Annotated in this window: 21 protein-coding genes; 15 read left to right on the forward strand and 6 right to left on the reverse strand. The window is 58.4% G+C overall.

The features are described from left to right. Positions 1–69: 69 nt before the first annotated feature. Genes CEQ44_RS04245 through CEQ44_RS04265 form a run of 5 tightly spaced genes read right to left on the reverse strand, consistent with a single transcriptional unit; the run spans position 70 to position 5136 of the window. Positions 70–1278, reverse strand: a complete 1209-nt coding sequence (locus CEQ44_RS04245; RefSeq protein WP_303394772.1) for an alkane 1-monooxygenase — start codon at positions 1276–1278, stop codon at positions 70–72. Between the two features lie 31 nt (positions 1279–1309). Next, positions 1310–1861, reverse strand: coding sequence for a 3-phenylpropionate/cinnamic acid dioxygenase subunit beta (locus CEQ44_RS04250; protein WP_088189922.1), 552 nt, complete (start codon positions 1859–1861; stop codon positions 1310–1312). A gap of 14 nt (positions 1862–1875) precedes the next feature. Further along, positions 1876–3243 (reverse strand): aromatic ring-hydroxylating dioxygenase subunit alpha, encoded by a 1368-nt coding sequence (locus tag CEQ44_RS04255; protein WP_088189921.1) that lies wholly within the window; start codon positions 3241–3243, stop codon positions 1876–1878. A gap of 26 nt (positions 3244–3269) precedes the next feature. Beyond that, positions 3270–3797, reverse strand: a complete 528-nt coding sequence (locus CEQ44_RS04260; RefSeq protein ID WP_088189920.1) for an aromatic-ring-hydroxylating dioxygenase subunit beta — start codon at positions 3795–3797, stop codon at positions 3270–3272. Next, positions 3790–5136 carry an aromatic ring-hydroxylating dioxygenase subunit alpha gene (locus CEQ44_RS04265; protein ID WP_088189919.1) on the reverse strand — a complete coding sequence of 449 codons (1347 nt, stop codon included), beginning with the start codon at positions 5134–5136 and terminating at the stop codon, positions 3790–3792. Before CEQ44_RS04265 ends, CEQ44_RS04260 begins: the two co-directional genes overlap by 8 nt. A gap of 220 nt (positions 5137–5356) precedes the next feature. Between CEQ44_RS04265 and CEQ44_RS04270 the strand changes: the two genes are divergently transcribed. Both CEQ44_RS04270 and CEQ44_RS04275 read left to right on the forward strand, forming a co-directional pair. Further along, entirely contained in the window at positions 5357–6997 is a 1641-nt protein-coding gene (locus CEQ44_RS04270; RefSeq protein WP_088189918.1) for a sigma-54-dependent Fis family transcriptional regulator, read from the forward strand. Between the two features lie 105 nt (positions 6998–7102). Further along, entirely contained in the window at positions 7103–8329 is a 1227-nt protein-coding gene (locus tag CEQ44_RS04275; protein WP_088189917.1) for an NAD(P)/FAD-dependent oxidoreductase, read from the forward strand. 26 nt (positions 8330–8355) lie between these two features. Here the strand turns inward: CEQ44_RS04275 and CEQ44_RS04280 are convergent, their stop codons facing one another. Next, positions 8356–9156 carry a 1,6-dihydroxycyclohexa-2,4-diene-1-carboxylate dehydrogenase gene (locus tag CEQ44_RS04280; RefSeq protein ID WP_235955284.1) on the reverse strand — a complete coding sequence of 267 codons (801 nt, stop codon included), beginning with the start codon at positions 9154–9156 and terminating at the stop codon, positions 8356–8358. A 153-nt stretch (positions 9157–9309) separates the two neighbouring features. On the opposite strand from CEQ44_RS04280, the gene CEQ44_RS04285 reads away from it, so the two are divergent. From CEQ44_RS04285 to CEQ44_RS04345, 13 genes are all read left to right on the forward strand, one after another. Continuing rightward, complete coding sequence (locus CEQ44_RS04285) at positions 9310–10296, forward strand: dihydrodipicolinate synthase family protein (protein ID WP_088189969.1); 987 nt, start codon at positions 9310–9312, stop codon at positions 10294–10296. A 27-nt stretch (positions 10297–10323) separates the two neighbouring features. Continuing rightward, positions 10324–11499 carry an aromatic ring-hydroxylating dioxygenase subunit alpha gene (locus CEQ44_RS04290; RefSeq protein ID WP_088189916.1) on the forward strand — a complete coding sequence of 392 codons (1176 nt, stop codon included), beginning with the start codon at positions 10324–10326 and terminating at the stop codon, positions 11497–11499. Then, a complete protein-coding gene (locus tag CEQ44_RS04295; protein ID WP_088189915.1) occupies positions 11496–11993 on the forward strand; it encodes an aromatic-ring-hydroxylating dioxygenase subunit beta in 498 nt (165 codons plus the stop codon). The genes CEQ44_RS04290 and CEQ44_RS04295 overlap by 4 nt, the downstream gene beginning before the upstream one ends. Before the next feature lie 165 nt (positions 11994–12158). Next, positions 12159–13082, forward strand: coding sequence for a fatty acid desaturase (locus CEQ44_RS04300; protein WP_088189914.1), 924 nt, complete (start codon positions 12159–12161; stop codon positions 13080–13082). 131 nt (positions 13083–13213) lie between these two features. Continuing rightward, a complete protein-coding gene (locus CEQ44_RS04305) occupies positions 13214–14119 on the forward strand; it encodes an SDR family NAD(P)-dependent oxidoreductase (protein WP_088189913.1) in 906 nt (301 codons plus the stop codon). 1 nt (position 14120) lies between these two features. After that, positions 14121–14966, forward strand: a complete 846-nt coding sequence (locus CEQ44_RS04310; RefSeq protein ID WP_088189912.1) for a MaoC family dehydratase — start codon at positions 14121–14123, stop codon at positions 14964–14966. A 44-nt stretch (positions 14967–15010) separates the two neighbouring features. Further along, positions 15011–16432 carry an OB-fold domain-containing protein gene (locus CEQ44_RS04315; protein WP_254913869.1) on the forward strand — a complete coding sequence of 474 codons (1422 nt, stop codon included), beginning with the start codon at positions 15011–15013 and terminating at the stop codon, positions 16430–16432. A 4-nt stretch (positions 16433–16436) separates the two neighbouring features. After that, a complete protein-coding gene (locus tag CEQ44_RS04320; protein ID WP_088189910.1) occupies positions 16437–17642 on the forward strand; it encodes an acetyl-CoA acetyltransferase in 1206 nt (401 codons plus the stop codon). 52 nt (positions 17643–17694) lie between these two features. Continuing rightward, on the forward strand, positions 17695–18912 hold the full coding sequence (locus tag CEQ44_RS04325; RefSeq protein ID WP_088189909.1) for a CoA transferase: 1218 nt from the start codon (positions 17695–17697) through the stop codon (positions 18910–18912). Position 18913: 1 nt separating this feature from the next. Continuing rightward, a complete protein-coding gene (locus tag CEQ44_RS04330; RefSeq protein WP_088189908.1) occupies positions 18914–20581 on the forward strand; it encodes an acyl-CoA dehydrogenase family protein in 1668 nt (555 codons plus the stop codon). Next, a complete protein-coding gene (locus CEQ44_RS04335) occupies positions 20578–21729 on the forward strand; it encodes an acyl-CoA dehydrogenase family protein (RefSeq protein WP_088189907.1) in 1152 nt (383 codons plus the stop codon). The genes CEQ44_RS04330 and CEQ44_RS04335 overlap by 4 nt, the downstream gene beginning before the upstream one ends. Positions 21730–21745: 16 nt before the next feature. Next, positions 21746–22588 (forward strand): MaoC family dehydratase N-terminal domain-containing protein, encoded by an 843-nt coding sequence (locus CEQ44_RS04340; RefSeq protein ID WP_088189906.1) that lies wholly within the window; start codon positions 21746–21748, stop codon positions 22586–22588. A gap of 28 nt (positions 22589–22616) precedes the next feature. Continuing rightward, on the forward strand, positions 22617–23765 hold the full coding sequence (locus CEQ44_RS04345; RefSeq protein ID WP_088189968.1) for an acyl-CoA dehydrogenase family protein: 1149 nt from the start codon (positions 22617–22619) through the stop codon (positions 23763–23765). Positions 23766–23815: the final 50 nt, after the last annotated feature.

Consider the following 23815-nt stretch of genomic DNA (forward strand, 5'->3'; position numbering starts at 1 on the left):
CCATAAGGATGACGCTCAGTTCACATAGAGACAATCAAACGCGTACGTCTCCATGCGGGGTGGACGGTTTCATGCAGTGGCGAGCCACTGCGGCCAGCCGGCCTGCGCATTCGCGGCATCTGCCAACTTGCGCTCGCCGGGCGATGCGAACCTTGTATCCCAGTCTTGCAGACGCGGCTGGGCTATGAACCGGTGCCAGATCGGAGGGACAAGTCCGCAGAGGAAACACAGGAACAATGACGGCATCTGCGGCGCGTCGCACTCGGGTTGGAGTTCGTAGAACGGTGTGTGGCCATCGAGGTGGTGGTTGATGTGGTTTGTAATCTCCACCCCGATCGGACGGGAGATCATGCCCAGATGGTTCCAGGCATGATGCTTGGCGATTGGTTCGCCTTCAATCCGGATCAGCCCGTAGTGCTGGAAGTAATTGAAGCCTTCGATCAACATTTTGGCGAGAAAAATGGCGACGGCAGTGGCGATACCAGCAACAGGCCCCGCGAGTAAGGTTGCCCCGCCAACAATTGTGCCAAGCAGGATTGGGAGTAGCCACATCGCGTTGCGCCAGCTCCACGTCGAATAGCCCATGCGTGATAGCATTTCGCCCTGTTTTTCCCAAGTATCACGATAAGAACCCCACGTCGCCGAAAGGACGAAGCTGTAGATCGTCTGCCCTCGGGGCGGCGTGTCGCTATCCTTCTGCGTGTCTAGGTGGACGTGATGGGTGACGATATGCGCGATATCGCGATTGGGGTCGCCGTAAAAGGCGCTAAGCCCCTTGGCGAGAGCGCGCGGGAACCAGTGCCGACGGTGCATGAGTTCGTGCGCCACGGGCAAGGTGGGAACCGAGGATAGCCAGGCAAGGCTGGCGATCGACCCAGCCAATTGCCAGGATGAACTCGGTGCCCCCCAAATTAGGTTGGAGCCTGATTCAACAGAGTAGGCAAAAGCGAGATAGAGCGCAATCATCAGCGGAAAATGCAAGTAGATAGCGAAATCCGCAGCGGCCGATATGCCGCGCACGCGCATCTTGCGATCACTAGGCAAGGCGATGTCCAGCAGCATGAGCACAGGGAATGTACCAATGCCGAGCCACACAAATGGCCCGCCAAGGACAAATCCGGCGATGGCCGCGAGTGTAACCATAGGCACCAGATAATATCGCAGTGCGTCCATTTCATCTCTCCATCCGAAAGACAGCAAACAATTCAGACCAAAGGAATGAATCGGGCGGTCAGAAATCATCCCGTCATCATCAATTTTGTTAACGGCGACCAGCACAGCTTGCTTAATACCGTAAGCTATAGGCTGATTAGAGAAAGATGTTAAGATTTTTACTGAGGAGAACATTATGCTTTAGAATGATACGACGCATCACTAACTGAAAACTATTTTCTACTTCACGCCAGATATCGATACGGTTGCCGATCAGCGAGTCTTCCTCGCGTTCATTACGATTGCGATATGCATAGAAGTTGGAGAAAACCTGGTACTCGCCGGGTATTGCGGTCAGTTCTACCTCAACATTTGTAATGATGTGAGTATAACGCGTGGCGGGATCCTCGGACCAGGCAGTACCTGTTTCCAATCGAGAGAGACGTTTCTTAATTTCGGTAAGATTATCATTATAATAGGCCATCCTGGTCAAGTCCTTGACCTGGTCTGTTTTGTCACGGCGATAGCGAGTCTCGATGCCAGGCATATGGTAAAGCAAATCGTCGGCCAGCAGCTTGACCCAATCGACGTAATTTTCTTCGTCGAGCATCCGCGCTTCGCGGTATAGCGTCTGTGTCAAACTATGCGTCTGTTCAACGGAGGCGCTCTGTCCAGTGGTTGGACGTTCCAATGTAGCATTCTGTATCATTGCAGTGATCCTTTTCAGAGCGCGAACAGGCCGGGGAGATTGCGTGTATCGCCAACGCCGGAAAGGCGAGGTTCCGGCCGTTGGGGCATCGTGTCCAGCTTGTCGGCCTCCATCATATCGAGCCACCGCTGGTAAAAGCCCCGCTGGTTGGCATCGTTATATTGCCCGCGGTAAACGATACCCGGAAGCGTATCATGGTCGATCTGGCGTGAAATACCGCAACGGTAGTGCAGGCGTTCGTGACGCGTGATTACACCACGGTTTACGGTGGTGCAGTTGCTCCAGTTCTCACCATCATCCATCTCGAACGTGCCTCCCGGGCCAAAGGTTTGCATGACCCCCTTTGTGATTTCATCCTTGATGTCATCAGGCATCGTCTTGTTGACGATCACCCAAGTCTTAAGCTCGAATTCCATAGGGCCTTTGGGCTGCCACTGCCGGAAGGTCGAAATACCTGGCAGGAACGATACGTTGGGGAAGATCGAGGCAGAAGCGACCGATCCGAAGATCTTTGAGCGCATTTCACCAAGCCGTTGGGCCATCTTCGGGCGAATTCTCTCATAATATTCGAGAACTTTCGGTCGGCCCAGCAGGAACAGGTCGCCCACACCTTCGGTGCCAAACTCCCACCCATGGCCATTGACGCTGGCATGGTAGGAATTTTCCATATCGATCGGCGGAAAGGGCTCGCCGTTGTTCATCGAGCGGCAGCCTGAATCATGCGTCCATCCAGCATGGTAGGCGTCGCCGATGAAATTTTCGACGCCAAACTTCCAGTTGGCGTTCATCACTGACTTGATGCAGCCGCCGATCAGTTCGGTGCCGCCGTCCTCGTTGTCGAGCAGCATGTCCAGATACCAGCGGAAGTCGCCCAGCCAAGCATCTAGGCTAGGACCGTCCTCGGCGAACGTCGCAAACACCAACCCCTTATAGCTGCCAACCCTGGCAACCTGCTTCAGCCCGTTCTTACGGCGATCAATATCGTTGTCGTCGTAACAATATTCCTCATGCATGCCTTTCAGATCGCCAGCAGTATCGAACGCCCAGCCGTGATAATTGCACACAAAGCGGCGGGTGTTACCTGCATCGGCGAAGCAAACTTTGTTGCCGCGATGGGGACAGGAATTCAAGAACACCCTGATCGAACCGTCGGGCTGTCGCGCGACGATTACGCCATCCTCACCCATGTGGGTTGTCAGGAAATCGCCAGCCTTAGGCAACTGACTCTCATGGGCAACGAACAGCCAGGACCGTGCGAAGATACGATAGAGCTCTTCTTCATAGATATCCGCATCACTGAAGATCCTGCGATCGAGCCAGCCTTCCTTGAGATTCATGTAACGCGAAAACTCCGGCTCACGACCGATCCGCTCAATGCGCATGTCATTCTCCTCTCAATGATTACATGTTAGAAAAATACGTTGATGTTGCTGTCGGGCAGTACCGCGTGATCAAGTGCTATTTCGCGCGCCGCCAATTTCCAGCCATCGGCATGCATACGCCAACGATCGGAGCGCCCGGCAGTAAGAACCCTTGTCAGGCCGTCGATGCGGTTGCGATGGATGACGATCACCGAGTGCACGATAGCCTCGTTTTCGGCATCCGCGCGCTCGACCTCAACATTTGAAACGACGCGGCGCACAAAATTTGGCGGATCCTCAGCCCATACAAATCCGGAGCGCAGGCGATCGATCCTCAGCTTGAGCCGCGCAAGATTCTCGTTGAAAACGACGCCGACGCCAACCGCCGCGGGCGGCGAACGATCCGCCCGGAACCGCCGTCTCTTGAGCTCCATGCGATAAGTCACATCGTTGCACATGAATTCCAACCAATCCTCGAAGCGCTCCGCGTCGAGCAGACGCGCTTCGTGGTACAGGCGCTGAGTCAGGCCGGTGACACTCTCCGTGGACATCGGAGCGACGCCCGACTCAAGCATTGATTGTCTCCTCGGCGACCACTGAATTGATGTTGTAGGTGGGAACACCGGCCCAGTTGTCAGCCTGCATATGTTCCTGCCAACGGCGGTAGAAATAACGCTGGTTGTGCTCGCTCACCAATCCGGCGGCGATGTCGCCGGGGAAACCTTCGCGCGGCCCTGAACGGTTTAGCGCCATGTTGGTGAACACGTCCATTTGCGCTGTGCGCCATCCACGGGACTGTTCGGTGCAGGCAGCAAGATTATCGCCATCGTCGTTGTCGAAGAGGCCGGCCAGGCCGAAGGTCAGGCACTGATTGTCCAGGATCGCCGCCTGTATCTCGGCGGGCATGTCGTTTTCGACCATAGCCCAGGTCCACTGCTCGATTTGGCCCGGACCCTTGGGATGATAGACCCGGAACCAGTTGAGGCCCGGCAGGAACTGCAGGTTGGGAAAGATCGTGATATTGATCTGCGAACCCCAGAGCTGCTCGCCGCGCACCTTGCCCAGCCGTTCGATCACCTGTGGACGATTGAATTCAAGATAGTCCAGCATTGGCTTTGGTTTGGGGTAGAAGGCATAGCCAGAAACCCCGTCGAGGGAGGTCAGGGCCATGTGGCCGTTCAACCCGGCAACGGAAAGCCCGCCGTCGAGATCCGTGCTCGAATTGCCGACGCTAAGACCGGCAAGATCCAGAGACTGCACCGCCCTCATCGCCCCGGCGTGCGCCCAGCCGAGATGATAGCCGTCGCCACAGACATTCTCTACTGGCAGCTTCCAATTACTGGCGAGCACCATCTTCTGGGTTTCACCGACGAGTGACGTTCCACCCGGCATTGCATCGAGCCAGACGTCGAGGAAGAATTTTGCATCGCCAAGATAGTCTTCGAGTGAAGGCGGATCCGCATCGAAACAGCCAAAGACGAGGCCTTTATACTCAGCAACGTGGGCCACGGGAACAAGGCCCAGCCTGCTGCGGTCCAACTCACCGAAATAAGCTTCTTTCTCCAGCGGTACAGCGCTGAGCGAGCCGTCCGGTGCGAACGACCAGCCATGATAATTGCAGGTAAACGCCTTCGCGTTTCCTCGGTCGGAGCGGCAGATCCTGTTGCCGCGATGCGTGCAGCTGTTCAGGAAGGCCTTGATCGTTCCGTCCTTCTGGCGAATGACGATGACATCGTCCTCGCCCATAAAGGTACGGAAATAGTCGCCAGCCTCAGGAATCTGGCTAGTATGCACGAGGAACAGCCAGCACCGCCCGAAGATGCGTTCGAGCTCCTGCCGGTAAAGTTCCTCGCTCGAATATATCGCCCGCGATTGACGGCCCGTTGCCGTATCGACCAGTCCGGAAACATCCATTCTGTCTTCCCTCTCCCAATGGCCGCCGTCAGATTCTCGCGGTCAGCGCGCTCCGACGCCTGTTCCAAGTGTTGTTAGCATGAACCGTGCCAAATCATGGAACAGCGTATTTCCAGGAAGATTGCGCAGATGGGGTATCGCAGCCACCCGAAATATCGACATATTTGTCGAATGCTGGGACTTCTATGGCAGCCAGTGGCCATATATGTTATGACGAGCCATGAAGCATCTCCCCACATATGCCGATTTGACAAGCCGACTGCGGTTCTCGCCCGAACAGGGCCGCATCTGGCGTGACAGCGAACGTTGCGTTTTGCTCAGTAACTCGGCGCTGACCATGTTGCGGAACGCGATGGTCGTCCAGTTGGGTCTCGCCAGCGCGCGGCAGCTATTTTGGGAGTTAGGTTTCGCGGAAGGCGCGCGGTGTGCCGTGGAGGCAAAAAATCTTCGGCCCAACCGTGATTTTCTCGAAGCCTTTTCAGTGGGTCCGCAGGCTCATGCGTTGACCGGGTTCGGCTGGACCGAAATCGAAACTTTGGACAGCGACCTTGCAAGCGGCCATTTCGAAGGGCGTTTCCTGGTCCACGATTCGATCGAGGCGGGAATCCACCTTGCTACCGAAGGGATCAACGCCGATCCGGTGTGCTGGTTGCAGACCGGTTTCGCCAGCGGGTTTGCCAGTACATTTGCTGGACAGTCGATAATCATGCGCGAAATCGAGTGTCAGGGGATGGGTGATCCGGTCTGCGTGCTCCATGCTAAACCAGAATCCGAATGGTCCGGCCTGGAGGATACGGAAAGGGCCGCGGTTCCGCTCGTGTCGGCTGGAGGTCAATGCCCAGAAACTGACTTTGTCGCCGGCGTATCTGCGGGCTTTCACGCAGTACGTAATCTAATCGAGCGGGCGGCGGGAACCGACGCCAGTCTGCTGTTCCTGGGGGAAACCGGCGTCGGCAAGGAGGTGTTTGCCAAGATGGCCCACCAACTTAGCCTTCGTCGAGATGCGCCTTTTGTCGCTCTGAATTGTGCTGCGATTCCTGAAGGTTTGATCGAAGCGGAACTATTTGGCGTGGCCAAGGGGGCTTTTACAGGAGCCGTGGCCAACCGGCTGGGGCGCTTCGAACTCGCCAACGGCGGCACGCTGTTTCTTGACGAGATTTCGATGCTCTCGCCATTGGCCCAAAGCAAAGTTTTGCGGGCAGTTCAGGAGGGCGAATTCGAACGGGTAGGAGACACCAAGACAATCCATGTGAATGTCCGCCTTATCGCCGCGTCGAATATTGATCTAGAGGCTGCTATGGCTGCGGGTGCCTTCCGGCCCGATCTGTATTTCCGCCTTTCTACGCTTCCGATACGTGTTCCGCCCTTGCGGGAGCGCAGGGAAGATATTCCGCGTTTGATGGAACATTTCCGGGCCAAATATGCCAGGCGCCACAGGCGTGCAGTTCAAGGTTTCACAGCGCGCTCGATTAACGCGCTGCTGATGCATGATTATCCGGGAAATGTGAGGGAATTGGAGAGAATGGTAGAGCGCGCCGTTCTCCTTGCCGACGAAGCTGGTGCTATTGACTTGGGGCATATTTTCATCGGGTCTGATCGGCTGCACGTCAAAAGCGGACTTGCTTTGAACGAGAAGGGCCACCTCGTCGGAGCGGATGCGCAGCAGGAAGAGACACCATCGATCGAGCAGCTTGCTGGCTTGATGCGTCAAAAGGGTGAAACGCTTGCGTCGATAGAACGTGTCATCGTACAGGCTGCAGTTGAAGCCACTGGTGGCAACGTTGCTCAAGCGGCCAGAGATTTGGGGCTGACACGTCGGCAACTTGCCTTCAAGCTCGAGAAAATGCACCGACCCGACTGATGCTGCTGTTGACGCTTCTTAACCAATTGTATAATGTGCAATGGTAGATACATATTAGAATAGATATTAGGGTATGGATGTGTCCATCGAACTGGGAGGTAATAAGTGCGATCGGTAGCGATAGTAGGTGCCAATCTCGCTGGTGGGCGAGCGGCAGAGGCGCTGCGGCAGGCTGGATTCGACGGTCGGATATCGCTGATCGGTGAGGAGCCTTTGAGGCCCTACGAACGGCCGCCTTTATCAAAGGAGTTCCTTTGGAATACTTCCCAAGCTCCAGCCAATTTTTTCCTGCAGGATGAAGAATGGTACGCCCAGAACAGGATCGATCTGCTGCTTAATACACGGGTCGAATCACTGGATTTGACCGGGGGCGGAGTGCGCCTGGCGGGTGGGCAGATGGTCATCGCTGACAAGGTACTGCTAGCGACCGGTGGACACGCCCGCAAGCTCAACTTAGCAGGCGCTGAATGCTCCAACGTGCATTATCTGCGCACTTGTGAAGACGCCGCCAGAATGGCCGTCGATCTTCGGCCGGGGGCGCGGGTCGTCATCGTGGGGATGGGCGTGATTGGCGCTGAAGTGGCCGCTAGTGCGATCAAGCTGGGCTGTGATGTGACCGTAGTTGAGCCGTTGGCGGCGCCGATGGAGCGGGCGCTTGGCAAGCGGTTCGGGCAGTGGCTCGGCAATGAGCACCGCAAGCGAGGCGTCAAAACTCATTTCAACCGAGGCGTAACGGGATTCAAATTCGCGAACGAGCGTGTCTCCGCTGTCGAGATAGACGACGGCACTCTCATCCCCTGCGATGCTGTCGTTGTCGGAGTGGGGATCATTCCCGCAACGTCTCTTGCGATTGACGCAGGTTTGACAGTGAACAACGGGATCGTTGTCGATCGTCGATGCCAGACCAGTAATCCGGCGGTATTTGCCGCAGGTGATGTGGCCGAGCAGGATGGTTTTTTTGGCGGACGCTTCCGGCAGGAAACATATCAGAACGCGGTCGACCAAGCTCAGGCTGCGGCCTTGGCTATGCTGGGCCATGAGGTCGCTTACTGTAAGCCGATGTGGTATTGGAGCGATCAGTTCGATTTGAACATTCAGTTTTCGGGACAAATTCCGGTGCAGGCAGAAATCGTCGTTCGCGGGGATATCGAAAGCAACGCTTTCGTTGCTTTCTTCCTGTCAGACAAAATCATTGACGGCGTCCTCACCGTCAACAGGGCCGCTGATATGGGGATAGGCAAGCGACTTGTCGAACGTCGGTTGAGCGCCGGCGCGGATCGGCTAGGCGATACAGGCGTGTCTTTACGCGAATTGCTCCAGCAGGCAGCTTAGCCATTTTTTGGCTAAGCTGAGGGTTCTTATCCGATCCCTCCGCCTGCAACGAATAGAGTCTGCCCGGTGATATAGGACGCTTCCTCAGAGGCGAAAAAGCAAATTGCTGCGGCGAGTTCCTCGGGTTCGCCGAACCGAGCCATTGGGGTGTCGCGCACGGTCTGCTCCATGACCTTTACAAAGCCTGATTTCACAGCATCGGTCATCGGAACAGGATCGCGTGGCGTTACACGCGTCACATTGACACCGCCCGGCGCAACGCAGTTGATGCGAACTCCGCTCGTTTCCAGTTCAAGCGATAAAGCGGCAGTCAATGCAGCGACCCCACCCTTGGCCGCAGCATAAGGCACCCGGTTTACGCCGCGCGTGGCGACAGAACCGATGTTGACAATGGAACCGCGCCCGGCTGCCAACATAAACGGTAAAACGGCGTGGCAGGACCAAAGAGTCGGCCACAATGACCGGTTTATTTCAGCTATGATCTCGTCTGATGTATAGTCCCAGTAGGGTTTGGCCCAAATAGTACCGCCAACGTTGTGAACCGCCACATCGATTCTTCCGAAGCGATCGGCAACCAGCCGGTACAGTTCGACGGCCCCCTCGCAAGTCTCTAGGTCGAAGTTGGCGGCGTGGACATTCGCGCCACTGGTCTGCAGCCGTTCGACCGCAGCCCGCGTAGCCTCAACGGCGCGGTCGGCGATGATTACGATCGCACCCTCTTCCGCCATGCGTGTGGCAGTGGCTAGCCCGATCCCCTGCGCTCCACCCGTCACGACTGCGACTTGTTTATCGAACCGTCTTGTCGAAGTCATAATTAGGGCGTCCATCCTTAGCGAGCTCACGCAACGAACCGAAAAGCCGTATCGCGCTGCCCTTGTTTATCCTCTCGCCTTGTGTCATGCAAGGCAAAGCATTACACAATGAATAACGTCCAGCAGCTCGGCTGCATCATCGGACCAAATGTTAGGAGCGCCACGAAGATGACCCATAGACTTATGACCCCTAGTGAGGTGACAGGTGCGTGGGCGATTATTCCCACTCCGGCGAAGGATAATGCGTCGGATTGGAGAGCGACGAATACCGTAGATCTCGATGAAACTGCTCGCGTTGTAAATGGCCTGGTAGAGGCGGGTATAAACGGGATACTCAGCATGGGGACGCTTGGCGAAGCGGCGACTATGACTCACGGGGAAAAGCTCGATTTCATAAAGGCGCTGGTTGATGCCGCAGCCGGTCGAGTGCCAATATTTGTCGGCACAACCTGTCTCAATACCCGCGATACCGTAACATTGACCCGGCAAGCACTAGAGCTCGGTGCGGATGGTACAATGCTTGGAGTTCCTATGTGGTGCGCGCCAAGTCTTGAGGTTGCAGTCCAGTTCTACAAGGATGTCGCTGAAGCCGTACCAGAGATGAACATAGCGATCTATGCCAATCCCGAAGCCTTCAAATTCGAATTTTCGCGCTCCTTCTGGGGTCAGGTGGCTGATATTCCTCAGGTCGTAACAGCGAAATATATCGGTGTCGGCAATCTACTGGCAGACCTTGCAACGATCCGGGGCCGCATAAAGCTTTTGCCGATCGACTTCGACTACTATGCTGCGGCCCGCATGGACGATTCGATCGACGCATTCTGGTCGAGTGGTGCTGTATGTTGCCCGTTGGTAACCACTACCTTGCGCGATGTAGTGTTGAACGCGCGCTCGACCGGTAACTGGAAGGAGGCACTTGCCTTTCAGGCGCTGCTCGGTCCTACCGCAGCGCCGCTGTTTCCTAATGGGAGTTTCAAAGACTTCTCAACGTACAACATCGCGCTTGAAAAGGCGCGGATGAATGCAGGTGGGTGGATGAAAGCTGGTCCGGTGCGCCCGCCCTATCATCTATGTCCCGAACCGTTCCTGGAAGGTGCCCGTAAATCGGGCATTATGTGGGCGGATCTCGGCAGAGCGCTCGAAGCCGAGAAATAAGATAAGCGTGATAACTGAGAGAGAGCGATGACCGAAATGAAGTTGTCCTGGCCAAAAAACTACAATGAAGTTCCAAAAGAGGCTTTTGTCCGAGAGGACATATACGCGGAAGAGGTCAAGCGTATCTTCCACGGTACTGAATGGCATCCGGTCGCTCATGAAAGTGAATTGCCTAACGCAGGTGATTTCAAGACATACCGATTGTCGGGTGTGCCACTGCTTATCGGGCGCGACGTCGAGGGCGTGGTGCGGGTGTTTTATAACGCGTGCTCGCACCGCGGCAATCAACTCGAAACGGCGGTCATGGGCAACAAGACCGAATTTGAATGCCCCTATCACCGTTGGCTGTTCAATTCGAAAGGCAATCTGGTCGGCTGTCCGAACCCTCGGGAATTTCTTCCCGGCTTCAACAAAGCAGACTATCCGCTTGCCCAGCCGCGGTTTGACATTTTTTTTGGGCTTGTTTTCGTCACGCTCTCATCAGAAACCGAGCCGCTATTGGCATATCTTGGAGAGTCGCAGAATACGTTGCGCGAACTGCTAGCAGGCGATGGGCGTCTCAAACTGCTCGGCTACCAGAAAGTGCGCTATGATACGAACTGGAAGTCGTACACCGACAATGATGGCTATCATGCCCCATTGCTACATCAGGCGTTCAAGATGCTTAACTGGCAAGGCGGCAACGGTCGCCAGTTTACAGCAACAAAACGCGGCCACATTTGTTTCGAATCTGCGCTTTCTGTGGCAACCGGGCCCACTGTGCTGAAAGACAAATCGCTGATCGAATTCAAAGGGCAGGATCCGGCGGTCGGCTCACGGATCGTTTCTCTCTTTCCCACCTTTGTTTCGACGAAGCATCTTGATGTCATTAATTTGCGTTTTGCGACACCAATCGATGCTGAGACGGTCGAGGTCCACTATGCCTATTTCGCGCATCAGGATGACGACGAGGACATGGTTCGGCACAGACTGCGGCAAAGTTCAAACCTGCTGGGGCCATGCGGCCTGATCAGCATGGAAGATGCCTCGATTTTCCATCGCATCCATATCGGAAATCATACGCCCGGCTCTGCCATCTTCCAAAAGGGAGTGCATGACCCTTTGAAGCTGGAATCGGAGTTCCTTCAAAACGACGAGAGCGGCAATCTGCCGCGCTGGGAATATTATCGGTCGGTCATGGGTTTCGAGAGGGCGACGGCATGATAGAGACAGATATGTCGCTTGAAGCGGCGCTCAATGCCGTTCTGCTAGCGGATGCTGACGCGCTTGATAGCAAAGATATGCAGAGATGGCTTGATAATTACGCGGACGAGGAGAATGCGTCGTATTTCTGCCGTTCGGCGGAAAATTCAGAGCACGGACTTGCCCTTGGCTTTATGTACGACGACTGCCGGGCGAGGCTCGAGGATCGCGTCACTTTCGTAAATGACATTTGGGTCGGCACATTTCAGGACTATCGTACACGTCATTTCGTGCAATTGACCAGCTATCATCGAGCCGATACAGCCACTTTGGAAATGCGGTCCAACTTTTCCGTGTTCATGACGCCTAAAGACAGTGGCATCACCCAGGTGCTTGCCGCAGGCCAATATCTTGACAGCGTGCGGCAACAAAAGAATGGCGGGCTGAAGCTATTGTCGCGGCGGGCTGAGCTCGATACCTCTGTGCTTCCACGATATTTGGTCTATCCGATATGACGATCCGGTGATAGGTGTTGCATATTATGCAACACCTGCTATAGCTAAAGCTGTTGAACGACAGCCAAAATTGGGACGCGCGGACCGTAATTGGCCAATTGGCAGACGGGGTGCTAAACTTGATTGGCTGCCCCCATCAACAAGTAAGAATTCGGGAGACGTGGCATGGTTGCGAGTGCTTTTCCAAAAAGCCAGCAAGAATATTTTGAGCAACTTCGCCAGCCTCCAGTGCTGGCGCTGCCAACCGCCTTGTTGTTTGTCGCCTCGATGGGCGGTATCGGCTGCGTCTGGTATCTCTCCTTGACGGGGAAGATGCCCATTTGGCTTGGCACCATTGCCAACGGCTTGATCACTTACCTACTTTTCAGCGTAATACACGACGCAGCGCATTATTCTCTCTCGAGAGTAAAATGGCTGAATGAGTCGATTGGGGCGATCGGGCTCTTCTTCTTGTTCCCCTATGCGCCGATGGTGCTATTACGCTGGGTACACAACAAGCATCACAGTTACGCCAATGGTCCACTCGACCCCGATCGCTTCGAGCATGAATCGCCTTGGTGGCAGGTGCCCTTCCGTTGGACGTTTTTTGATGGTGCGTACATCCACTACTTCCTGAAACGAGGCCAGAGCGTTCGCAAGAGACACGGGAAAGAACTCGTCCTGTTCTATAGCGGTTTGCTCTCCTTGTTCGTAGGTGCGATCTATTTTGGATTTGGTTTTGAACTGTTCATGCTATGGTTCCTGCCCTCGCGCATAACGTTATTCCTGATTGCTGTGGTTTTCGTGATTCTGCCGCACTATCCGGCTATGGTCGCGCAGGACGAGCAGCCCTACATGGCGACAACGATGCGCTATGGATGGGAATGGCTGCTGACGCCATTGCTGGTCTATCAGAATTACCACTTGATCCATCATCTCTATCCGGAAATTCCTTTCTACCGGATGCACAGGGCCTATTTCGTTAAATATGACGAGATCAACCGTCAGGACATCAGCAGGCAGACAGCATTCGGGCTCAAGCCAGAAAACATCGCATCTCATCTAGCCTATCGTCAATCTAGAGACTCGACAATCCAACCGGCGGAATGATGGCGGTCGGCATCCGTGGCTCGGTGACGGAGTGGTCATGGCGCTGGCTTTGAACCGCGTTTGGCTAGCATGAGGATTCGGCCGAGCTTGAGGGAGAGCCACGGCAATACAGGGAGATGCGAAGGGTGGGAATGCTTGAGGATAAGGTCGTTGCTGTGACTGGCGCGGGAGGAGGGATTGGTCGTGAGATCGCGTTGCTTTGCGCTCGCGAAGGTGCCTGCGTTGTAGTCAATGATTTTGGAACTTCCTCTTCGGGCGAAGGCAAGGATGCGGGTCCCGCATCACAAGTGGTTGCCGAGATCGAGGCGGCGGGCGGCAAGGCGTGCGCTAATCTCGCCAGTGTCACTGATTCGTCTGGCGCGGCTTCGATTATCGAGGATGCGGTCAACACCTTTGGACGCATCGACGCCGTGGTGAACAACGCCGGTATCCTTCGCGACCGCATTTTTCACCGAATGAATGAGGCCGAATGGCGCGCCGTGATAGACGTTCATCTGCATGGTAGCTTCCTCGTGTCGCAAGCTGCTGCGCCGCACTTCAAGGAGCAGGGCTCCGGGGCATTCATCCATTTCACGTCAACGTCAGGATTGATCGGCAATTTTGGTCAAGCGAATTACTCCGCCGCGAAGCTGGGCATTGTGGGCTTATCAAACTCGATTGCGCTCGACATGCAGCGCTTTGGCATACGCTCAAACTGCATCGCGCCCTTTGCCTGGAGCCGAATGATAGGCACGATCCAGGCCGAGACCGAGGACGACAAGCGTCGCGTCGAGCGAATGAAGTCGATGTCGGCGGCAAAGATCGCGCCGTTTGCCGCATTCCTCGCCAGCGACGCATCGAAAGATGTGAGCGGTCAGATATTTGCGGTTAGAAAGAACGAGATTTTCCTTTTCAGCGTGCCGCGTCCGCTCCGCTCTGTACACCGCTCCGACGGCTGGACCGTCGAGACGATCGCGAGCGAATTGCTGCCTGCGCTTAAGCCCAGCTTCCACCCGCTGCAGAGATCGACAGATATTTTCAGCTGGGATCCTATCTGAGGTGGCGCTCGACCCGGATCGACTGCTACAGCTACCGCCTCAGGAAACCCGGCACAGCTTCACCAAACGTGACACGATCTTATACGCTTTGGGTGTGGGTGCTGATGATTTGCGCTTCGTGTACGAGAAGGGGTTGCAGGCCCTGCCGTCAATGGCAGTGGTACTCGCCTATCCCGGCTTCTTCTGGCAGGATCCTGCTTACGGCATTTCATGGCAGAAGATCCTTCATGGTGAGACCTCGGTTGAACTGTTTGCGACACTTCCCACAGAAGGCGATCTTTTGGGCCGTACATGCATTGATGCCATTTTCGATAAGGGCGTGGACAAGGGCGCGATCATACTTACCTCGCGTCGTATCGAGAATTCTACCGGTATACACCTCGCGACGGTGCGCAATACTCTGCTCCTGCGCGGCGACGGCGGTTTTGGCGGCCAGGCCGATGGCGCTCCTCGCCCCCGTCCGCTCCCGGACGATCGCGCACCTGACCATGTCGTGAAGCTGCCCACCGATGAGAAACAGGCGCTGATCTACAGGCTGTCAGGCGATTATAATCCGCTGCACGCCGATTTGGACGTGGCGCGCGCAGCAGGGTTCCCGCGTCCAATCCTACATGGCCTGTGTACATACGGCATTGCGGGCCGCGCTGTTCTGTCGGCTCTATGCGGTAACGATCCAACGCTGCTTAAGCGGATGGATGTACGCTTCTCGAGCCCAGTCTTTCCGGGGGAGACGATCAGGGTAGAAATTTGGCGTGAGGATGGCGACCGCGCCGCCTTCCGAGCGACTGCTGAGGAGCGCAGTGTGGTCGTTCTCAACAACGGTTATGCGGAGATGGCACCATCATGAACGCCGATTCCGGAATCCTTTCCTATGGCGCCTACATACCTCGCTTGCGGCTGCAACGTTCGGCGATATTCGCGGCCAACGCTTGGTTTGCGGCCGGCCTCAAAGGCCTCGCGATGGGCGAGCGTGCGATTGCCAACTGGGATGAGGACAGCGTCACGATGGCAGTCGAGGCGGCGCGCGATTGCCTCACCGGGTTTGACCGCGGCACAGTCACAGCGCTGTCGCTCGCCTCGACCACCCACCCCTTTGCCGATCGGCTAAACAGCGGTATAGTCAAAGAAGCGCTGACTTTGTCGGACAGCATCTCAGCGCTGGACGTCGCGGGAAGCCAGCGTGCTGGCACATCGTCGCTTATTCAGGCGCTGAACGCCGGAGTAAACGGGGGAACGCAGCTTTGCGTCGCGTCCGAGTTGCGCAAGGCGCGTCCCGCATCAGAAGGGGAACTGGTCCAGGGCGACGCTGCCGCCGCGATACTCGTTGGCGCTGGCGATCCGATTGCGCGCTTTATCGGGTCACACAGTGTGACGCTCGACTTCGTCGACCATTTCCGAGCATCGGGTGCCGACTTCGATTATACGTGGGAAAGCCGCTGGATCCGGGACGAGGGCTACTCCATGCTCCTCGGCGATGCGCTCGCCGCTGCGATCGAAACTCTTGTCGTTGATCCGGCGAAGATCGACCGCCTCCTGATCCCCATCACCGTGCGTGGCGTGCCCGAAGGCCTTGCAAAAAAGCTTGGCGTGCCCGCCGCCGCCGTTGCCGATACCCTTGCGCCGAACGTCGGCGACAGTGGAGTTGCCCATCCGCTGCTGATGCTGGCGGCGGCGCTGGAACAGGCAAGGCCCGGCGAGACGATCATGCTGGTCGGCTTCGGACAGGGTTGCGACGTGCTGCTGTTCGAGACGACCGAAGCCATCGCTAACCTGCCGAGGCGTGACGGCTTTTCCGGCGCGCTTGCGCGCGGCAAGGCGGATGAGAATTACCTGCGCTTCCTGTTCCACCGCGGCCTGCTCGATCTCGACCGTGGCATGCGTGCCGAGGCCGACCAAAAGCAGCCCGGCACAACCTTGTTCCGCAACCGCAAGACAGTGCTTGGTCTGGTCGGCGGGCGCTGCACTAAGACCGGGACCGTCCAGTTCCCGCGCTCGGAAATCAGCGTCAATCCGAACGACCGTGCCATTGGCACGCAGGAAGATTATCCGCTCGCCGAAAAGCAGGCGCGGATCGTCACCTACACCGCCGACAGCCTGACCTATTCGCCTGCCCCGCCGCAATATTATGGCATGATCGATTTCGAGGGCGGCGGGCGGATGTTTACCGAATTCGCCGATGTCGATGCCGAGAGCATCGAGGTCGGCTTGGCGATGAAGATGATGTTCCGCATCAAGGCGGTCGACGAGAAACGCGATTTCATCAAGTATTTCTGGAAAGCCGTGCCGGTGCAGCAACCGGCAGCGGGGGAGTAATCCGATGGCTAAAGGCATCAAGGACAAGGTCGCAATCCTCGGCATGGGGTGCGCGAAGTTTGGCGAACGCTGGGACAAGGACGCCGAGCAGCTCGCCGTCGAGGCCTTTCAGGAAGCCATCGCCGACGCGGGCATCGACACCTCACAGATCGACGCTGCATGGCTGAGCGTGGCGTTCGACGCGGTCAATATCGGCCCGTCCGGCATCCCGCTCGCCACCGCGCTGCGCCTGCCCAATATCGGCGTCACCAAGGTGGAGAATTATTGCGCCAGCGGCACCGAGGCGTTTCGCGGCGCCGTCTATGCCGTCGCATCGGGTGCCGCCGACATTGCGCTCGCGGTCGGGGTCGAGAAGCTCAAGGATACCGGCTATGGCGGGCTGCCGGTGCGCACGCGCGGGTCGACCTTCGACATGATCGGCGTCACTGGCTCTGCACCCGGCAATTTCGCCCAGCTCGCTGCGGCCTATCGCAACGCGCATGGGGTGTCGAAGGACGACCTCAAGCTGGCGATGGCACATGTTTCGGTAAAGAGCCACGCCAATGGTGCGAAAAACCCTAAAGCACACTTGCGCAAGTTGATCGACATTGACACAGTCATGAACGCGCCGATGATTGCCGATCCGCTGGGGCTTTTCGATTGTTGCGGTGTTTCCGACGGCGCGGCCTGCGCGATCGTCACGACACCCGAGATCGCCCGTACGCTGGGCAAGCGGGACCTGGTAACAGTCAAGGCGCTACAAATCGTCACCTCCAACGGGTGGGAGAGCCAGGGCACGGTCTGGAACGGAAGCTATTTCCACACCACGCGTACCGCCGCCGTCAAGGCTTATGACGAGGCTGGTGTCACCAACCCGAGAGACGAAATCAGCCTAATCGAGGTTCACGACTGCTTCTCGATCACCGAATTAGTAACGATGGAAGACCTTTACATCAGTCCCGAAGGCGAGGGTTGGAAGGACGTGCTCAACGGCTTCTTCGATGCCGACGGCAAGGTGCCTTGCCAAATTGACGGCGGACTCAAATGCTTTGGCCATCCGATCGGCGCGTCGGGACTGCGCATGATCTACGAGAATTATCTGCAATTGCTCGGGCGCGCGGGCGAACGCCAGCGCAGCACGCCCCCAAGGCTCGCCCTGTCGCACAACCTTGGCGGTATGCCCAACCAGAATGTCAGTGCGGTCGCCATCGTGGGCCTTCCGGATGCGTAGTTACCAGGCCGGAACTGCGGCACGCCCGCGCGCTACGCCGGGCTGATCGGCGATGTACCGGCTGCTTGACAGGATGCGCGTGGTCGAGGCGTCATCGTTCGTCGCCTCTCCCACTTGCGGCATGTATCTGGCGCAAATGGGAGCCGAGGTGATCCGCTTTGATCAGATTGGCGGTGGGCCCGATTTCAGGCGCTGGCCGCGCGCGAAGAACGGAGCCAGTCTCTATTGGGAATCGCTCAACAAGGGCAAGAAGTCGATTGCGATCAATCTCGCAAGTGCTGAAGGCCGCGCACTTGCGACCACCTTGATTACCGCGCCAGGGCCAACGGGCGGACTGTTCGTCACGAACTATCCTGTCGAAGGGTTCCTGTCGCATGAACGCCTTTCTGCATTGCGGCCGGACCTCGTCACGCTGCGGATCATGGGCCGCGCCGATGGCGGTCCCGCGCTAGACCACACCGTCAATTGCGCGGTCGGCTTTCCCCAGATCACCGGACCGTCCGGCCTTGGCGATGCGGTGGTCAATCATGTGCTGCCCGCCTGGGATTTGCTGACCGGTGCCTATTCCGCTTTTGCTTTCCTTGCTGCCGAACGCCATCGACGCGATACCGGCGCTGGCCAGGAAGTGCGCGTCCCCTTGGCGGATATGGCGATCGCCAGTGTCGCCAACCTTGGTATGCTTGCCGAAGTGCTCGACAGCGATGCGAACCGGCCACGGCTCGGCAACCAGATATTTGGTGCGTTCGGGCGCGATTTTACAACCACCGACGGCCACCGGCTGATGCTGATGGCGCTTACTGTGCGCCAGTGGCAAGGTCTCGTTGAGGCGCTCGGCATTGCCCAAGGGGTTGCACAGATCGAGGCCGGGCAGGGCGTTTCGTTCGCACGCGATGAAGGTATCCGCTTCGAGCATCGCGATAAGCTGGTGCCGTTGGTCGAGGAGGCGGTCGCCAAGCGCACACTCGCCGATCTTGCCTGCGCGTTCGAACCGCTCGGGGTTTGCTGGAGTCCCTACCAGAGTATGCGGGAAGCTGCCGATGATCCCGATCTGGTCCGTGCCAATCCGATCTTTACCGAGGTCGAGCAGCCAAGCGGTGCACGTTACCCGATACCCGGCGCGCCGGCCACAATCCCAAAAGCCGAACGGCTGCCACCGGCCCGGGCGCCGCGGCTCGGCGAGCATACCGATGAGATTCTCGCCAACGTGCTTGGCCTAAGCTCCGGCGAGGTCGGCAAGCTGCACGACAGCGGCATCGTGGCCGCGGGTTGAGATGGGCTGTTCGGCTTATCCGTCGCTCGAGGCTCTGGTCGACCAGACGGCAGCGGCGCTTGACGCAGCGCGCAGCTTCGCCGCCGACGTTCGTAGCCGGCTCCTGGGCAATGTCGGTGAGGGCGCCGCAGTCAATCCCGCGCTGCTCGATCACCATCAGCATGATGCCCATGGCTATGCCTGGATTGAAACGACGATCGCCGCGCTCAAAGCGCTGATGGGCTGGGCGGTGGCGGCGCAGGAGCGTGGCGATTTCGGCGAAATCGATGCGCTGATCCTGCGCCTCGCCTTCGCCGACTATCTCAGCCAGCTTGCAGGGGGACTCGCCATCGGCCCCAACGAATATTTTCGGCCCGGGCGAATGGGGCTCGAGGCGTCGGCACGCCGGATGGTGGATGATCCTGCAGTCTGCGCGCTGATCGCGTGCGCGGACGCGCGAAGCCGCGCCAGCCTGATCGCGCTGGTGCGTGCCGGGGCCAGCGTGAACGAGGCGTCCGGCGACGCAGCGCTCGACGAAATCCGCGCTCAGTTTCGACGGTTCACCGCCGAGCGGATCACGCCGTTTGCACATCGCTGGCATCTCGACAACGCGCTGATACCGGACGCGCTGATCGCAGAGCTCGGCGCACTCGGGACGTTCGGCATATGCGTCGATCCCGAATATGGCGGGCTTGGGCTTGGCAAGCTGGAAATGTGCGTCGTGACTGAGGAACTGAGCCGCGGCTGGATCGGGGCTGGTTCGCTTGGCACGCGTAGCGAAATCGCCGCCGAGTTGATCGGGCTCGGCGGCAGCAAGGCTCAGAAGGCCCGCTGGCTGTCGGGCCTGGCAAGCGGCGAGATTCTGCCAACCGCGGTGTTCACAGAGCCCGGTGCCGGGTCCGACCTTGCCAGCCTGACCACGCGCGCGGTGGCGGCGCCCGACGGGAGCTGGCGCATCTCAGGCGCCAAGACCTGGATCACCCATGCCGCACGTACCGATCTGATGACCATGCTCGCACGCACCGGCGGCGAGGGCCATCGTGGGCTCAGCATGTTCCTGCTCGCCAAGCCGCGCGGTAGCGAGACCGACCCGTTCCCTGGTCCTGGTCTCGCCGGAAGCGAGATCGCGGTCCTGGGCTATCGTGGTATGCGCGAATATGAGCTGAGTTTCGATGGCTTCGAGGCATCCGCTGAGAGCCTGCTCGGGAACGTTGAGGGCGAAGGCTTTCGCCAACTCATGCGCACCTTTGAAGGCGCACGCATCCAAACTGCTGCGCGCGCGGTCGGCGTTGCCTGGCGTGCGTACGAGCTCGGGATCGATTACGCCCTTGCGCGCAACCAGTTCGGACGCCCGCTGGTCGACTTCCCGCGGGTTGCCGACAAGCTCGTTGCGATGCTTTTCGAGACGGTGGCTGCCCGCGAACTGGCCTATGCTGCGGCGCGCACCAAAGACGCCGGCGGACGCAGCGACGTAGAGGCAGGGATGGCGAAGCTGCTTGCCGCGCGGGTTGCCTGGACCAACGCCGACGCGAGCCTGCAGATCCACGGGGGCAACGGATATGCGCTGGAAACCGAGATCAGCCGCATCCTGTGCGACGCGCGCATCCTCTCTGTGTTCGAAGGCGCGGCCGAGATACAGGCGCACATTATCGCACGTGGTCTCCTCGAGCGCGGGACCGCAGAACGATGACCGAGGCGTATGAGGCGATCCGGGAAGAGGTTGCCAAGTTGTGCGCCGACTTCCCGGGCGAATATTGGCGCGCGAAGGACAAGGACCGCGCTTATCCGGGCGAGTTTGTCGAGGCGTTGAACAGCGCGGGTTATCTCGCCGCGCTGATCCCGGAGGAATATGGCGGTGCCGGGCTGCCGCTTTCGGCGGCCGCAGCGATCTTGGAGGAAATCCACCGCTCGGGTAGTAATGGGGGCGCCTGCCATGCGCAAATGTACATCATGGGCACGGTGCTCCGCCATGGATCGCAGGCGCAGAAGGCCGAGTATCTGCCCGGAATTGCCAGCGGCGCGCTGCGGCTCCAGGCATTCGCCGTGACCGAACCGTCAAGCGGCACCGACACCTTGTCTATCACGACTTTCGCGCAGCGCGACGGCAATCGCTACATTGTGAACGGGCAGAAAATATGGACGTCCCGCGCAGAGCATTCGGACTTGATGCTGCTGCTCGCTCGTACGACCCCCCGCGACCAGGTCGAAAAACGCACCGATGGCCTTTCGGCCTTCCTCGTCGATATGCGTGAAGCACACGGGAAGGGCATGTCGATTCGTCCTATCGACACCATGATGAACCATTCGACGACCGAAATCTTCTTCGACGATGTGGCGATCCCTGCCGCCAATCTGATCGGCGAGGAGGGCAAGGGCTTCCGATACATCTTGTCCGGGATGAATGCCGAGCGGATACTGATCGCTGCCGAATGCGTTGGCGATGCCAAATGGTTCATAGACAAGTCCGCCGCCTATGCCAGGGAAAGGTGCGTTTTCGGGCGGCCGATCGGACAGAATCAAGGCATTCAGTTCCCGATCGCCCGCGCCTATGCGCAGATGCGCGCCGCGGAGTTGATGGTTCACGACGCGCTGCGCCGCTACGAGGCGGGCGAGAACCCCGCAGCTGAAGCCAATATGGCGAAAATGCTCGCGGCCGAGGCAAGCTGGGCCGCGGCCGAGGCCTGTGTCCAAACGCATGGTGGCTTCGGCTTCGCCGCCGAATATGATATCGAGCGCAAGTTCCGCGAGAACCGCCTTTATCAGGTCGCGCCGATCTCGACGAATCTCATCCTATCCTATCTCGCCGAGCATGTCCTTGGCCTGCCAAGGGCCTATTGATGGCGAGGGTCGCACGATGAGCCAACGCTGGAACGATTGGCTCGGGAAGCCTTTGCGTACGCACGACATGGTTTCGCAACCGGCGGTGAACCGCTTCGCCGCGCTGCTCGACGTGCCGCAACCCATTGGCGCGGATGCGCCCCACGGCTTCCATTGGTGCCTGTGCTTGCCGGATGCGAACATGGCCGATATCGACAGTGACGGGCATCCCGTGCGGGGCGCGTTCCTCCCGCCGATCGCGCTCCCGCGACGGATGTGGGTGGCGAGTGATGTCAGTTTCCATACCCCGCTTCAGATCGGCGCGCAGATCGAACGTGTTTCGACGGTAATGTCGGTCGCTGAAAAGGACGGGAGCGCGGGCAGCCTTGCGTTCGTTGAGGTCGATCATGTCACCAGCGCGGGTGGAACCGTCGCGATCCGCGAGCGACAGACGATCGTCTATCGTGAAGCGGTGGGATCCGTTCAGGCGACGGCCAATACGGGGGGAGCACAGCCCGATCTATCAAATTGGACCTGGCACCGGCACATGGTCCCGAACGAGGTGCTGTTGTTCCGCTATTCGGCGTTAACCTTTAATAGCCACCGCATCCACTATGACCTTCCCTATGCGACGGCGGTTGAGGGCTATCCCGGCCTAGTGGTACAAGGGCCGCTGACGGCAAGCCTGCTGCTCGATTTGTGCGTGCGTGAACTTGGCTCGGACGTACTCACCAGCTTCGCCTTTCGTGCCCGCACGCCCGCTTTCGCGGGGCCTGAAATGCATCTTGTGGGGCGGCGGGACGGCGGTGAAATCAGTCTTGCCGCAATCGGACACGACGGCCGTACCATTATTTCTGCCTCTGCAACGATACGGTCGTGAATATCAAAAGATGAAAGGAAATGCCGCCATGGCACTCGATCTGGAGACACGAGATCAGTTGATCGGCACCATTCGCCGTTTTGTTAGCGAACGGCTGCGGCCGATCGAGGCAAAGGTCGCCGAGGAGGATGAGATCCCGAACGAGGTGATTGATGAAATGCGCCAGCTCGGCTTGTTCGGCCTGTCGATCCCGGAGGAATTCGGCGGGCTGGGGCTGTCCATGGAAGATGAAAGTCTCGTCGCGCTTGAGATCGGTCGTACCAGCCCGGCATTCCGCTCGGCCTTCGGCACCAATGTTGGCATCGGCAGCCAGGGCCTCGTGATGTTCGGCAATGATGAGCAGAAGCACCGCTGGCTTCCGGGAATCGCGAGCGGAGAGATCATCACCAGCTTCGCGCTGACCGAGCCTGAGGCCGGCAGCGATTCTGGCTCGGTCAGGACACGCGCGCGGCGCGAGGGTAACGAATATGTTCTCGACGGATCCAAGATCTATATCACGAATGCCGACAAGGCCGGTCTGTTCACGGTGATGGCGCGGACCAACCCGGATGAAAAGCGCGGGGCAGGCGTCACCGCTTTCCTTGTACCCAGTGAATTGCCGGGGTTGGGCGTCGGGCCGCCCGAGCGCAAGATGGGCCAGCAGGGCGCGCATATCTGCACGGTCAACTTCGACGGCGTGCGTGTCCCCGCGGCGAACCGCCTCGGCGAGGAGGGAAGCGGGTTCCGTATGGCGATGCAGGTGCTCGACCGCGGCCGGCTGCACCTCTCGGCTTTGTGCGTCGGCGTGGCCGAGCGGCTGATCTCCGATTGCGTCGCCTTTGCCTCCGAACGGCGCCAGTTCGGCAAGCCTATCGCCGAGTTCCAGCTCGTCCAGGCGATGATCGCAGATTCCAAAACCGAGGCGCTGGCCGCGCGAGCGCTAATGCTTGAGACCGCGCGCAAGCTCGACGCCGGCGAGAGTATCACACTGGAGGCGGCCGCTTCAAAATTGTTTGCGTCTGAAATGGTCGGCAGGGTTGCCGATCGCGCGGTGCAGATCTTCGGCGGCGCCGGATATGTCGCCGGTCATGGTATCGAGCGCTTCTATCGCGACGTGCGCATCTTTCGTATATACGAGGGCACTTCTCAGATTCAGCAATTGGTGATCGCGCGCGAGACCCTGAAGCGCGGCGGTTGAGCTGGTCTTGCCCTGTCTTGAACAGGACCAGGCAGAGAAGGGTGCGGCGT

It is taken from the genome of Sphingobium sp. Z007 (genome assembly GCF_900013425.1).
Lineage (GTDB): Bacteria > Pseudomonadota > Alphaproteobacteria > Sphingomonadales > Sphingomonadaceae > Sphingobium.

Bases quoted from the DNA above. Each gene is read 5' to 3' on its own strand.
- CEQ44_RS04250 (WP_088189922.1), bottom strand. From the start codon at position 1,861: ATGATACAGAATGCTACATTGGAACGTCCAACCACTGGACAGAGCGCC.
- CEQ44_RS04255 (WP_088189921.1), bottom strand. From the start codon at position 3,243: ATGCGCATTGAGCGGATCGGTCGTGAGCCGGAGTTTTCGCGTTACATG.
- CEQ44_RS04260 (WP_088189920.1), bottom strand. From the start codon at position 3,797: ATGCTTGAGTCGGGCGTCGCTCCGATGTCCACGGAGAGTGTCACCGGC.
- CEQ44_RS04265 (WP_088189919.1), bottom strand. From the start codon at position 5,136: ATGGATGTTTCCGGACTGGTCGATACGGCAACGGGCCGTCAATCGCGG.
- CEQ44_RS04270 (WP_088189918.1), top strand. From the start codon at position 5,357: ATGAAGCATCTCCCCACATATGCCGATTTGACAAGCCGACTGCGGTTC.
- CEQ44_RS04280 (WP_235955284.1), bottom strand. From the start codon at position 9,156: ATGGACGCCCTAATTATGACTTCGACAAGACGGTTCGATAAACAAGTC.
- CEQ44_RS04285 (WP_088189969.1), top strand. From the start codon at position 9,310: ATGACCCATAGACTTATGACCCCTAGTGAGGTGACAGGTGCGTGGGCG.
- CEQ44_RS04290 (WP_088189916.1), top strand. From the start codon at position 10,324: ATGACCGAAATGAAGTTGTCCTGGCCAAAAAACTACAATGAAGTTCCA.
- CEQ44_RS04295 (WP_088189915.1), top strand. From the start codon at position 11,496: ATGATAGAGACAGATATGTCGCTTGAAGCGGCGCTCAATGCCGTTCTG.
- CEQ44_RS04300 (WP_088189914.1), top strand. From the start codon at position 12,159: ATGGTTGCGAGTGCTTTTCCAAAAAGCCAGCAAGAATATTTTGAGCAA.
- CEQ44_RS04305 (WP_088189913.1), top strand. From the start codon at position 13,214: ATGCTTGAGGATAAGGTCGTTGCTGTGACTGGCGCGGGAGGAGGGATT.
- CEQ44_RS04320 (WP_088189910.1), top strand. From the start codon at position 16,437: ATGGCTAAAGGCATCAAGGACAAGGTCGCAATCCTCGGCATGGGGTGC.
- CEQ44_RS04325 (WP_088189909.1), top strand. From the start codon at position 17,695: ATGTACCGGCTGCTTGACAGGATGCGCGTGGTCGAGGCGTCATCGTTC.
- CEQ44_RS04330 (WP_088189908.1), top strand. From the start codon at position 18,914: ATGGGCTGTTCGGCTTATCCGTCGCTCGAGGCTCTGGTCGACCAGACG.
- CEQ44_RS04335 (WP_088189907.1), top strand. From the start codon at position 20,578: ATGACCGAGGCGTATGAGGCGATCCGGGAAGAGGTTGCCAAGTTGTGC.
- CEQ44_RS04340 (WP_088189906.1), top strand. From the start codon at position 21,746: ATGAGCCAACGCTGGAACGATTGGCTCGGGAAGCCTTTGCGTACGCAC.
- CEQ44_RS04345 (WP_088189968.1), top strand. From the start codon at position 22,617: ATGGCACTCGATCTGGAGACACGAGATCAGTTGATCGGCACCATTCGC.